This is a genomic window from Cohnella cholangitidis (assembly GCF_014107495.1).
GTDB classification, from domain to species: Bacteria; Bacillota; Bacilli; order Paenibacillales; family Paenibacillaceae; genus Cohnella; species Cohnella cholangitidis.
In genome coordinates this window covers 5,157,338-5,170,369 of record NZ_CP041969.1, presented here as the reverse complement: position 1 = coordinate 5,170,369, position 13,032 = coordinate 5,157,338, and the positions used below count along the sequence as shown (strand labels likewise).

At 53.0% G+C, this 13,032-nt stretch carries 12 protein-coding genes; 2 read left to right on the top strand and 10 right to left on the bottom strand.

Going from position 1 to position 13,032, the window contains the following annotated elements; genetic code table 11:
* Positions 1-30: 30 nt before the first annotated feature.
* The 9 genes from FPL14_RS23850 to FPL14_RS30115 all read right to left on the bottom strand — a co-directional run bounded on the left by FPL14_RS23850 (position 31) and on the right by FPL14_RS30115 (position 9,871).
* A complete protein-coding gene (locus FPL14_RS23850) occupies positions 31-213 on the bottom strand; it encodes a hypothetical protein (protein ID WP_182300081.1) in 183 nt (60 codons plus the stop codon).
* Between the two features lie 56 nt (positions 214-269).
* A complete protein-coding gene (gene dtd / locus FPL14_RS23845) occupies positions 270-716 on the bottom strand; it encodes a D-aminoacyl-tRNA deacylase (protein WP_182300080.1) in 447 nt (148 codons plus the stop codon).
* A 30-nt stretch (positions 717-746) separates the two neighbouring features.
* Positions 747-2,942 (bottom strand): RelA/SpoT family protein, encoded by a 2,196-nt coding sequence (locus tag FPL14_RS23840; RefSeq protein WP_182304130.1) that lies wholly within the window; start codon positions 2,940-2,942, stop codon positions 747-749.
* 196 nt (positions 2,943-3,138) lie between these two features.
* A complete protein-coding gene (locus FPL14_RS23835) occupies positions 3,139-3,651 on the bottom strand; it encodes an adenine phosphoribosyltransferase (RefSeq protein ID WP_182300079.1) in 513 nt (170 codons plus the stop codon).
* Between the two features lie 122 nt (positions 3,652-3,773).
* Positions 3,774-6,236 (bottom strand): single-stranded-DNA-specific exonuclease RecJ, encoded by a 2,463-nt coding sequence (gene recJ, locus FPL14_RS23830; protein WP_182300078.1) that lies wholly within the window; start codon positions 6,234-6,236, stop codon positions 3,774-3,776.
* 66 nt (positions 6,237-6,302) lie between these two features.
* On the bottom strand, positions 6,303-7,244 hold the full coding sequence (locus tag FPL14_RS23825) for a cation diffusion facilitator family transporter (protein WP_182300077.1): 942 nt from the start codon (positions 7,242-7,244) through the stop codon (positions 6,303-6,305).
* A 23-nt stretch (positions 7,245-7,267) separates the two neighbouring features.
* Positions 7,268-8,176, bottom strand: coding sequence for a protein translocase subunit SecF (secF, locus tag FPL14_RS30125; RefSeq protein ID WP_407644628.1), 909 nt, complete (start codon positions 8,174-8,176; stop codon positions 7,268-7,270).
* Positions 8,166-9,440: a protein translocase subunit SecD gene (gene secD, locus FPL14_RS30120; protein WP_229263642.1), complete on the bottom strand. Its 1,275-nt coding sequence runs from the start codon at positions 9,438-9,440 to the stop codon at positions 8,166-8,168. Before secD ends, secF begins: the two co-directional genes overlap by 11 nt.
* Positions 9,441-9,559: 119 nt before the next feature.
* On the bottom strand, positions 9,560-9,871 hold the full coding sequence (locus FPL14_RS30115) for a post-transcriptional regulator (RefSeq protein ID WP_324617841.1): 312 nt from the start codon (positions 9,869-9,871) through the stop codon (positions 9,560-9,562).
* 151 nt (positions 9,872-10,022) lie between these two features.
* Between FPL14_RS30115 and spoVB the strand changes: the two genes are divergently transcribed.
* On the top strand, positions 10,023-11,609 hold the full coding sequence (gene spoVB / locus FPL14_RS23810) for a stage V sporulation protein B (protein ID WP_324617840.1): 1,587 nt from the start codon (positions 10,023-10,025) through the stop codon (positions 11,607-11,609).
* Between the two features lie 11 nt (positions 11,610-11,620).
* Here the strand turns inward: spoVB and FPL14_RS23805 are convergent, their stop codons facing one another.
* Entirely contained in the window at positions 11,621-12,349 is a 729-nt protein-coding gene (locus FPL14_RS23805; protein ID WP_182300075.1) for a YetF domain-containing protein, read from the bottom strand.
* Positions 12,350-12,563: 214 nt separating this feature from the next.
* Between FPL14_RS23805 and FPL14_RS23800 the strand changes: the two genes are divergently transcribed.
* On the top strand, positions 12,564-12,962 hold the full coding sequence (locus FPL14_RS23800; protein WP_229263641.1) for a TIGR04086 family membrane protein: 399 nt from the start codon (positions 12,564-12,566) through the stop codon (positions 12,960-12,962).
* Positions 12,963-13,032: the final 70 nt, after the last annotated feature.

Genomic DNA, 13,032 nt, shown 5'->3' with positions numbered 1-13,032 from the left:
TCCCGGAGGGGATTTCTATAGTGATCTGGACTACCCTCGCCCGCCGGGGGGATGGCGCCTTCCGTGCGCGGCTCCCGCAGGCGAACCATCGCCAAGCTCGCTCCCGAACTCCTCGCGAATTTGACTCGACAGAGCCATTGCTTCCCTGCGTTCCGGCATAAAGCCCTCCCGCATCATCCATTCCAGGTTCGCTTCCTTGCGCGATTGCCTCATGCCAACACTCCTATGAAGAAGGATTTGACATGTAGTGTTGCCTCATCGCGCGATTTTCAACCGTTCCGGCTATCCAGGATCAACGTAACCGGACCATCGTTGACTAGGGAAACGTCCATCATCGCGCCGAATCGGCCCGTTTCCACGTGAAGCCCGCGCGCCCGCAGCCGCTCGTTGAACTGCTCGTACAACGATTCGGCCAGCTCCGGTCTCGCGGCTCCCATGAAGTTCGGACGTTTGCCTTTGCGGCAATCCCCATACAACGTGAACTGGGAAACGGAGAGAATCGATCCCTTTACGTCCTCGACCGACAGATTCATTTTGCCGGCATCGTCTTCGAAGATCCGTAAACCGGCCAGCTTGTCCGCCATCCAGACCGGATCCTGTTCCGTATCCTCTTGTCCGACCCCGACGAGAAGCATTAAACCCGCTTCGATCCGGCCGACGGTTTCCCCTTCGACGGTTACCTTAGCTTCGGATACCCGCTGCAAAACCACTTTCATTCCCGCTTCCTCCGTTCTTGCCGTCCGCTTCTATTGCATCATCCGTTGCACGGAGAATATATCTTTGACCCGTTTGATCTTATCGACGACCGACTGCAGATGATCCTTATTGCGGATCAGAATCGTCATGTGCATGATCGCCATCTTGTTCTTGTCGGAACGTCCGGATACCGCTGAAATATTCGTCTTGCTTTCCGAGACGGCCTGCAGCACTTCGTTCAGCAATCCCCGGCGATCATGGCCTAGGATCTCTATCTCTACGCTATAGTTCGACTCTACCGCGGACTCCCAATCGACCTCGATTACGCGAGCCGCTTCTTCGCCGTCTTCCCCCGTCGGGATATTCGGGCAATCGGTCCGATGCACCGATACGCCGCGTCCGCGCGTAATATAGCCGATAATATCGTCGCCGGGCACCGGATTGCAGCAACGGGCAAACCGAACAAGCAGGTTGTCTACGCCTTTGACGCTTACGCCATGGGTAGGACGCCGCTTCTCGGTCGCCGATGCCGGAGCCTTCATTTCCTTGACTTCCGTCGTCAATTGGATTTGCTGCGCCTCTTCCGCTTCCCTGCGCATTTTCTCCGTTAGCTTCGTGCATACCTGCGGTGCGGTGATGCCTCCGAAACCGATCGCCGACAACATATCTTCCACATCGTTAAAAGTAAATTTCTTCGCTGCTTCCTGGAGTTTCTCGTCGGTCATCCATTCGTACGGCTCCAAGCTTAACCGCTTGAGCTCGCGTTCGAGCAGCTCGCGCCCCTTATCGACGCTTTCCTCGCGTTGCTCCTTCTTGAACCATTGGCGAATTTTGCTTCGCGCATGGGAAGACTGGGCTATCTTAAGCCAATCCTGGCTAGGGCCGTAGGAATGCTTGGAGGTAAGGATCTCGACGATATCTCCCGTCTTCAGCTTATGGTCGAGAGGCACGATGCGGCCGTTAACCTTCGCTCCGATCGTACGGTTTCCGACTTCCGTATGAACGCGATACGCAAAATCGAGCGGCACGGAGCCGGCAGGCAACTCGAACACTTCGCCTTTAGGCGTAAACACGAAAACGAGATCGGTAAAGAAGTCCATCTTGAGCGATTCCATGAACTCCGCCGCATCGCGCGTTTCCTGCTGCAGCTCGATAATTTCGCGGAACCAATTCATTTTATCGCCGAAGCTGCCCGGCGCTACGCCGGCCGCCGAACTTCCGTCCTTGTATGCCCAATGCGCCGCGATTCCGATTTCGCTCGTCCGGTGCATTTCCCACGTACGGATTTGCACTTCCGTCGGTTCGCCCGTCGAACCGATGATCGTCGTATGCAACGACTGATACATGTTCGCCTTCGGCATGGCGATATAATCCTTGAACCGGCCCGGCATCGGCTTCCACAGCGTATGGATAATCCCCAGAGTCGCATAACAATCCTTCACGTTGTCGACAAGAATGCGGATCGCGAGCAAATCGTAGATCTCGTTGAATTGTTTGTTCCGCGAAGTCATTTTCTTATAAATGCTATAAATATGTTTAGGACGACCGGAAATATCGCCTTGAATGCCCATTTCCTCGAGCTTCTCGCGGATTCGTTCGATGACCTCGGTTATGTGCTGCTCGCGTTCCGTCCGTTTCATTTTCATGAGATGGGCGATGCGGTAATATTGCTGCGGGTTCAGGAAGCGAAGCGCGATATCCTCCATCTCCCACTTGATCGAGCTGATCCCCAGCCGATGGGCAATCGGGCAAAAAATTTCCAACGTCTCGTGAGCGATCCGGCGTTGGCTCTCCTCCGATTGAAACTTAAGAGTACGCATATTGTGCAGACGATCGGCGAGTTTAATGAGAATGACCCGAATGTCGTTCGCCATCGCCACGAACATTTTGCGGTAGTTTTCGTTCTGCTGTTCTTCCTTGGATTGAAACTGAATGCGTTCCAGCTTAGTCAAACCGTCAACAAGACCTGCCATCGTCTCGCCGAAGCGATCGCGCAGGTCTTCAAGCGTTACGTTCGTATCCTCGACCACGTCATGAAGCAACGCCGCCATTACCGTAACGACGTCCATCTGCATTCCCATGCAAATCTCGGCGACCGCCACGGGATGCAATATATAAGGTTCACCGGATTTACGCACTTGGCCGCGATGAGCTTCTTCGGCAAATTCGTAAGCTTCCCGGATTTTCTGCAAATCTTGCTCTTTCATATAAGTAGTCGCTTTCTCGAGAAGCAGCTCCATGCCCATGCTATATTCCTTTCTACCGGCGCCGTACACCGGGAGTTTCCCCTGAAGTTATTGCTATCATTATGCCTCTTAGCGACGTAAAACGTCAACCTTGGTTCGGAAGGCGCATGACTTAAGATGGGGATACACATAGAAAAAAGACATTCCGAAAGCCGCTAGGCAATCAAGAATGTCCCGATAAATGATGTAATACGGATTAATAGGTGACCAACGAAGCTACGTCGATGCCCGTGAGCTTGTCGCGGCCGCTTAAATAACTCAGTTCGATCAAGAATGCCGCTCCGACGATTTCTCCTCCGAGTTGGGAGATCAGATCGATCGACGTGGCGATCGTGCCCCCTGTCGCAAGCAGATCGTCGGCGATCAATATTTTTTGTCCGGGCTTAATGGAATCGCTATGAATGGCTAGCCGGTCTTTGCCGTACTCCAGATCGTATGCCGCTTCGACCGTATTGCCCGGCAACTTGCCGCTCTTGCGAATCGGCACGAAACCGACGCCAAGCGCGATTGCGAGCGGCGCTCCGATGACGAACCCGCGAGCTTCCGGCCCGGCGATCAGATCGATTTGTTTGTCTTTCACGAGCTCTTTCAAAGCATTTATGGCCGCCGCGTACGCTGGACCGTCTTTCAGCAATGTCGTAATATCCTTAAACCGAATGCCAGGTTGCGGAAAATCGGGAATAACCCGAATATAGTCTTTGAAATTCACGATAACCAAACTCCTTTATGGAAATAAAACGAATGCAAGCCGTATGCCCGTTAGATCACGCGCATGGGATCACGAACAGCATTATACACTTTTAGCCTGCCCTTTGGCTAGAGAGGGAGACGTTACTTCCCTTCGGATGCGGTATGACAGGCGGAGAACCAATGACGAAGCTCTTCCGTTGACATCTCCGCCAAACGCAACCCCGTCGCGTGTTCTCGCGCCTTGCGATAACGGGCGGATTCCTCCAATTCCCTGCGAGGGGGATCCGGTACGAATTTCCGCGAAGCCCCGTCCGCCGCAATAAAACCAAGCTCGATAAACACTTCGTGCATCATACGGATAGTCGATAGCGGCCAACCGGATCTTGACGCCGTTTCCTGCAGGAATCCGTCGGGACTATCCAGCCAACTCCCCTTGCTGCGGCATGCGGAGTACACTTCGCCGAATTGTTTGCGGTCGGGGAACGGGACGGGAGTCGGTCTTTCCGTTCGAATCTCATCTCCGCCCGAGAACACGGTCACGCATTCCAAGCCTCTTTCCGGAGCAAGCCACCGTTTCAACGTTTTCGTCCCCTGGTCGTTGCTAGGCAAGCCCAATAGAATCAGATGGCGCCATTCGCCGCCCGAATCAGACTCCGTGAATACCTCGCTATCTTGCGTTCGTTCGGAAGCTGCGGCGGTTTGACTAACCGCGACTCGATCTATTTCGAATTCATCGTACAAGCTGATCGGTATGCCGGATGGTCCGAATCTTGACATGGCCAACTCATAATTATCCCTAGTAGCGCAGCCTATCGCTAAACCGGAAGGGACCGCATCGACCAGATGTTCGACGCCGCTCCAACTATCCCGTTCATTCCGTCTATCCTTAAGTACCAACTGATCCGAACGGAAGTCCTGAAGCATCGCTTGCACCTTTCGGTTACCGTTCCACTCATTGATCGACAACTCGCCTAGCATGTCGATTTGCATACCGGGCGCCAACCGTTCGCGTTGTCCTCCTAAGCCGAACGCGACCACTTCCATCGTGCGGTTGCCTTGTTGAACGGTCAGCCGCAGGTGTTTGTCATCTTTCCCCATCGTTCGGCTTTCCCGAATGTTCACGTTCCGAATGACGATACGCGGAGTCGGATTTCCGTTTCCGAACGGTTCCAAGCCGGCTAACTGATCTACGGCGTCGATCGTCGCGTCGGATAACGCTATGCTAAGATCCACCCGCCGTTTAGGTTGCCAATCTTCCTCGCTTAGCCAGTCGTTCGCCAGATCGTGCAGCCGGTCGGCTAGCTGCGATACGTTATCCCGGGAAATGGTCAGCCCCGCAGCCGCTTGATGTCCGCCGTAATGCTCCATGAGACCGGCACATTCGGTCAAGGCAGCGAACAAATCGAAGCCGTCGATGGAACGAGCCGAGCCTTTGCACATTCCCGTGTCCGCATCCATAGACAGCACGATGGCCGGACGATAATAGCGTTCTACGAGCCTCGAAGCGACTAGACCCGCAATACCCGCGTTCCAGCCTTCCTTCGCTAGAACGATAACCTTCTTTGTCCTGCCCTCGTCAACAGCGCACATGCTCTGCCACAACTCATCCGCCTCAAGTGCCGTTAAGTCCACCAAAGCTTGGCGTTCCCCGTTCAGCCGGTCCAGCTCCTTGGCCAGCGTTTCCGCTTCCTCGTCGCCGGTCGCGGCTAGCAGCTTAACCGCTCCGTCCGCATGCTCCAGTCGTCCCCCAGCGTTAAGCCTGGGAGCCAAGGAAAATCCGATCCGTCCGCTCGTTAGCTCCTCCGTCTTGCAACCGGCGACTTTGGCGAGCGCGCGAATGCCCGCTATCGGATGACGGCGCATTCTCTCCAACCCCAGGCGAGCGATGATCCGGTTCTCTCCCGTAAGGGGCATAAGATCCGCGATCGTCCCGATCGCCGCGAGATCGGCGTATTCGAGCATCGGACGCCCTAGCATGGCATGTGCCAGCTTGAATACGACTCCCGCTCCGCATAGACCCTTAAACGGATAAGGGCAATCCTTCTGCTTCGGATTGACGAGCGCGATAGCATCGGGCAACGTTTCCGGCGGCTCATGATGATCGGTAACGACCACTTCGATTCCTTTTTCCGCGGCATAGGCGATCTGATCTACCGCGCTAATTCCATTGTCTACCGTGATGAGAAGCTGCACCCCGGCTTCGCTCGCCAAGTCGATTGCTCCCGGATTGAGCCCATAGCCTTCGCGGCTCCTATGGGGGATATATGTGTCAAAGCTGGCTCCCAACTCGGTAAGCAAGCGAATCATGAGCGCGGTAGAGGTTACTCCGTCCGCATCATAGTCCCCGTAGACGCGAATACGCTCGCCTTCGCGAATAGCTCGGGATATGCGGTCTACTGCGGCGGCCATCCCTTTCATCGCGAATGGATCATGCAAATGGTCGGTCTCCGGACGCAGAAACGCGGTCGTTTGCTCCGAAGGGGCCCAACCGCGGCTGGCCAACACGCCGGCTACGATCCGGCTAACCTTCCACTCCTTCGCCAGTCCGTCGGTTATCCCTTCCTCCAGCTTCGGAAGATCCCATCTGTATTTGGACTTAATCACCTTCGTCCCTCCTACCCGCTTATAAAGAACAAATCCGCCGGCACAGTGACGGCGGATTGAATTGGATTATTGCACTAATGAGGCAAGCTCGTCTTCATGATGATTGGACTTATAAGGAAAACCAGGGTCATACGGCTGCACCTTCACGGCGACGTCCATGACATGAATGAACCTCTTGGTCAACTGTCGCCTTACGCGAAGCGCGACGTCTTGCCCTTCGAATACGCTGATTCGCGGATTGACGCGAATCACCACATCCAACACGATATAATGTCCGTGTTCTCTTGCCTTGACTTCGTCTACCGCTACTACCCCGTCCACCCGCTGGACGGCTTCTAACAGCGTTTGGGCGTCGGAATCATCCATAACGCTTCGATCGGATGCCCGCAGGACGCCCGTGGTCATTCGATAGCCCATCCGAAGGACGAACACGGAGATCACGAGACCCGCGGCCGGGTCAAGCACGTACAGGAACGGCATATCGTAGAGATCCCCTACGACCGCGCCAGACGTTCCGACCAATGCCGTTAAGGAAGCGAATATATCGGAACGGTTATCTCCCGCCCGATCGCCGCGAATGCCGCAACGGCTGTCGCTGCTTCGCTTGTAACGGACTAGGCCTTCTCTTACTCCGATCCCTACCGCAATGACGATAACGGCTCCGATCCCAGGCGCTTCATCGACTCCGTTCGCGACGGAGCGCACCGAAGAGATGCCGATTTCGATTCCCGCGACTAACAGCATAGCGGATAAGACGATCGCTGCCGCCGATTCGGGTTGCGGACGGGACGAGCTCGTCGCGTTCGGATTTATCCGCGCTTTGCGAATTCCAAGATAAGAAGTTAATGTACCGGCGCAGTCTGCGGCCGATTGGCAAGCATCCGCCAATAAAGCTTTGCTTCCCGTAACCCATCCGACGGTACCTTTTACGATAAACAAGCCGAGCAGCCCCCATAAGGAGACGAGCGAGCCGCGTTCCGCGGAGACGGAGCGTTGTTCCAAAGCCACTAGAACCACTCCTTTCCTGTTGCTTAAGGCGTGCTTTGCGGTTTAACAGCCACTTTCTTAATCGGTTGCTTCTTCCGCAAATACAACCATAGCTGGCTGGCGATGAAGATGGAAGAGTAAGCACCGCATACCAATCCTAGAATCATGGCCAGGGAGAAAAGTTTAATCGATTCGCTGCCGAAGATGAATAAGCATCCTGCCGCGAACAAAACGGTAATGACCGTATTAATGGAACGAGCTAGCGTCTGCCAAATACTGTTGTTGACCAATTCGTCTAAATCCGCATAGGTCTTAAGCTTGGCGAAACGCAAATTCTCGCGAATCCGGTCGAAGATAACGACCGTATCGTTGATGGCGTAACCGATAATGGTAAGCACCGCCAGAATGAAAGGCAAGTTAACTTCCAGCCGGAAAATGGAGAACACGGAGATAACGAAAAAGGCAGTATATACCAGCGAGGTTACCGCGGCGACCGCGAACCGCCATTCGAAGCGAATGCTTACATAGAGAACGATCCCTAAGCAAGCGACCGCCATCCCTATTAACGCGCTCTTCTGTTGTTCTCGCGCGATGTCCACGTCCACGATATTGACTTCGAAGGAAGCGTCGGGATCGATTTGCGAATTGAAAGCTGTTTTAAAAGCCTTCTCCTGTTGCTCGTCCAGCGCTTGCTTGAATCGGATCGAATCCCGATTCTCCGCGGTAGTGAGCGTATATTCCCCAAGCTTCTGATCATCGAGGAACGTTCTTAACTTGTCTTCTTCGACGGCTTTCTTAGTCGAGATGTCCACGGACGTCCCGGAGCTGAAATCAATGCCGTAGTTCATTCCGAAGATGCTTACCGCCACGATGCCAAGAAGCGTAACAATCGCCGAGATGATCAAAAACTTTTTGCTTGTTTTGACAAAGTCGAATGAGCGTTTAGAGCGCACTGATTTCATCCTCCTTCACGCTATAATACGACGGTTTATTAAACTTGCCGCTTTTGACCAGTAAATTAAGCAAATACCTAGGCAGGAATACGTTCGTAAGAATATTAACGATAATACTTGCGATCAGGACGACAGCGAAGCTTTTGACGATACCGTGACCCATGAAATAGAGTACGCCGGCCGCGATGAGCGTCGTGATATGCGCATCGATGATCGTCCGGAAGCTGTTCTTCGCTCCCGCGCGCAACGAAGACGAAATCGTTTTGCCGCTGCGAAGCTCGTCCTTGATCCGTTCCGCCGTAATGATGTTCGAATCGACGGCAATCCCGATTCCGAGTACGAACGCCGCGATACCCGGCAGGGTCAACGTCGCGTCCATCAAATAAAACACTCCAAGCAACAACCATACGAACACGATGAGACAGATGCTCGCCACGACGCCTGGCAGTCGGTATAAGACCAGCATAAACAGCAAGATGAGAACGGAAGCGAGCCCGCCCGCGAACAACGTATCATGCAATGATTGCTTACCTAATGTCGCGCCGACGCTTTGCGTATATTTCTCCGTAATCTTAAGCGGCAATGCGCCCAAATTGATGATATCCGCAAGATTTTGCGCTTCTTCCCGCGATTCTTGTCCGGTAATGACGGCAGTGCCGTCGGTCAGAGCCTGTTGAACTACCGGCGCAGATATGCGCTCGTTGTCCAGGTAGATCGCGAGGTTTTGACCAATCAGCTTTGTGGAAACATCCGCCAGCTTCTTCTTATCCTTAACGACAATACGAACCATCAAAGAGTTCAGATCGCCCATCTCAACCTTCGCTGCGCCTTCTTTGAAGTCCGAGCCGTATAGTTCTACATTACAATCCGTACCGTCCGCGCAACCGACCGAACTGCGGAATTGCAATTCCGCGGGACGTTTCATGAGGTCGCGGATGGTTTGTACCGCTTCATCGCGTTCTTTGGCGGTCTCCCCCGTCGAAATCGCGATTTTCAAACGAATCCGGTTTTTTCCCTCCGTCGTGACCTCGGGTTCGGCAACGCCTGTTTTATTCGCGCGTTCCTCCAAACTCTTCGCGGTTTGATTCAGAGATTCCTTCGTTACGACGCCGCCTTCCGTTAACGGTTGCGCTTCGTAAAGAATTTCTACTCCGCCTTTCAAGTCGAGCCCAAGCTTCGTTTCGTTCAATAGTCCGGGAGTGAAAGCTCCCATAATCCCGAAACCAACGAGAACCACGAGCACGAATGCTACTATTCGTTTCATTTCTAGTGCGACCCCTTTCGATTCTCAATGTTCCTATTATACCTACGCGACGAAAAGGAAGTCAAAAAGAAAGCCTCCCCGGGCTTCGGGAAGGCTCGCCTTTGATCCTGAAGATCCTATTATTTACGGATTTCGCCCCGGTACATGCTTAATGTGATGAAATTCATGAACTGCGTCACTTTGAGAGACAAAATGTCGTTGACGACTTCATATAGCGGAGGCGTGCCTTTTTTGTGGTATTTGTCGCTAACGCATTCCCACACGTCGGCTCCGCTCACCTGGGTATATCCGATGAGATGAAATTCCTCGGCTTTGCTTTGGCAGAGCTGTTCAATCGTTTCGTTCATTTCATGATCGTTTAACTCACGATCCGTCTCGGCTTCTTTGACGCTAATTTGCTGATTCGGCAACTCTTCGTTATGCTCTTCCACCTTTGCTTTCCCTCCTTGCTGGTGAATGTGCGTCGTTCCCATGATGCTCTATATACTTTCTATGCGCAAGCCTAAATTCCTGCCAATGGCATGAATAAGGACAACCTCGGCATACATATGGACTAACCCATCTGAGGGAAGAGGGATTCCGTTGAGCTTGCGCAAACAATCGTTTATCCAGGGAGCCATGATCTTGCTGGCTGCCGGTCTCTTAAACCGAATACTCGGGTTCGTCCCCCGCATAGCGCTGCCGCGAATGATCGGCGCGGAAGGCGTCGGCCTTATTCAACTCGTTTATCCTTTTACCATTGTGCTGCTGACATTGATCGCGGGCGGTATTCCTCTTGCCGTTGCCAAGTTGGTCGCGGAAGCGGACTCGCGTCATGACCATAAATCCGTACAGCGGATATTGCGCGTATCGGTTACTTTAGCAATCTCCATCAGCCTCGTTGCCGCAGCCGTTTGTTTGGTCCTCTCCGATTTCATCGCCAATCGGATCATGACCGATCCGCGGGTCCATACCGCCTTTCTGACGATGATTCCGGTATTGCCGCTCGTCGCCGTATCGTCCGTCTGGCGCGGCTATTTTCAAGGCAAGCAAAATATGATTCCTACCGCGTTGTCCCAAACGTCCGAAACGGTGTTCCGAATCGTTCTGACTTTATTGTTTGCCTGGATGTTTATGCCTTACGGTTTGGAAATGGCCGCGGCCGGGGGGGTTCTGGGGATGGTTGCCGGCGAGCTCGCCGGGCTAGCCGTACTGTGGATTCAACTCGTTCGGGATCGTCGGAAGCCGTTAGAAACGAAAGCCGAACCTCAAGTCCCGAAAACCGGGTTCGGACGAGCTGATCGGCCGTTAAGGGAAATATTGCATACCGCCATTCCGGTTACCGGCAGCAAGATGATCGGATCGCTGTCCTACTTGCTCGAATCGATCTTAACCGTAAGAAGCCTTACGATAGCCGGAGTCGCTACGGCGGCGGCAACGGCTCAATACGGCGCCCTTCAAGGAATGGTTATCCCGTTGCTCTTGCTTCCCGGGGCGCTAACTTATTCGCTGGCCGTTTCTCTAGTTCCTTCGTTATCGGAGGCTGCTTCCCGTGGAGATTGGGCGACGATTCATATTCGGCTCCACCAATCGATGAGGCTGGCTATCGTCACGGGTGCGCCTTTCGTCGTCCTGCTTGGTTTGATGGCCGGACCTATTTGCACCTTGCTATACGGCGACGATTCAATGGCGGACATGCTTCGCTGGATCGCCCCTCTTGCGATTTTCCTTTATATGCAAGCCCCGTTGCAAGCGGCGCTTCAGGCATTAAATCGCCCCGGAACGGCGTTATTCAATACGTTCGCCGGCGCTGCAGTCAAGCTCGTCCTGATCGCGCAGCTTGTTACGGATCCCCGATTCGGAATTATCGGAGCCGTGATCGCCATCAGCGTAAACATGGTACTGGTCACTCTCTTGCACTGGATCAGCATTTCGCGGTTAACCGGATTCCGGATGCAGCCGCTTGATTTTCTCAAGGTTACCGTCGCCATGATCGTCATGAGCGCTGCGGCACTATGGATATGGAACATTAACCTTCTTAAGCAGAGCAGCTTCAACTTAGGATTAGCCAGTTTAGTTGCAATCGTTATTTATTTGTTCTTGCTTGTATTGCTCAAGCTGATCGACAGGCACGATGCCGCGCGCGTGCCGATAATCGGGCGTTTCTTCCAACCTAGAAGCGATACTTAATGCCATTCATTTCATTTCTTATCCACGTAAAGCTTGCCTTTATGATCGATGCTGCAGAAAAAAACATTCTTGAAATTGTCTACCTCATAATTTTGCAGCTCGCTCTTTAACCAAAACCTGGTTTTTCCTATTTTTTCTAAGTTTTCATCTTGTACTTGTCCGTCTAGAATAAGCGCGATCGGCAAAACCTCATACCTAATTTTGGGACTGCTATCCTCCTTGGCGTAGAGACGCTCTTTCGATTCCGCATTAGCGGCAGAGCGATCGGAATGCTCTTCCGTAGATCCCAAATTGTCCTTCTTGATGACCGATAGTTTGCCCGTGGATTCCAATACGGCGAGCTCGACGTTCTCGATATCGGTTACTTCGTTCTCCCGAAGCTGGAGCATCAGATCGTCGAGGTTGTACCTTTGCTTGAACATTTCCTTGCGGTTCAAATGTCCGTCCCGGATGAGAACGCTAGGCTTGCCGTCGAAGAGCATCCGGAGCGTTCTGCTCTTCATGGAGAAAAAGGCGAATCCGATCTGGATCAGCACAAGAAGAACAATCGGAGCGATCGCGTAGAACATCGATTTATCGGTCGTCTCGATGACGATTACGGCGATCTCCGCAATCATAATGGAGATGACTAGGTCGAATACGGAAAGCTTGCCGATTTCGCGCTTGCCCATCAATCGCATGATCAAGAAAATGAAGAAATACATGAACGTCGTTCTTAGCAGAATCGATGCCAATTCCATGGTCTCCCTCCGATCATTGTCGCACTATTTGAAGCCGTTCCGTCTTATCGTCATCGTCGTGCGTTGAACAGAAGCGTGGACTCCTAGTTTCACCGTGTAGGAATACGCTCATTCCCGACATCCGTACGGAAAATATGGTAATCAGAAGCCTGTACTATGCGCCGCGGCATCGCCATATGCTGTTACAAACGACTTCATGAAGGAGTGATTGATTGTGAGCTCGCTTTCCCGTTTATTCGGCTTGCGCAACGCATCGCCGGTTGCCTCCGGCTTATATTGGTCGGGGATATGGTTAGCTATCGGGGCGATTATTTTATCCGTTCTGCTTATGGGTTCTTCGCTTAGCGAATCGAACATGCTTCCATGGGTATTCGGCGTGCACGGTTGCGCGTCATTGGCAGGAGGTTTCGTATCGGCTAAACGGTCGGGCCGGCGAGGCTGGTACTTCGGAATGGCTAACGGCCTGCTCTATACCGTTCTGCTTCTGACGATCAGCTTTCTGGCCACGGATGCGGGTTGGACGGCAGCCGTTCCGATCCTGCTGTTGGTCACGTGTCTTGCGGGAGCATTCGGAGGCATGTTAGGAGTCAATGCAAGCTCCAAAGCCCGATAATGATCGTAGCATCCCGATAATATGATATAATATATCGGTGCTTGCATTAAGAAGGCTACATGGGGGGCGC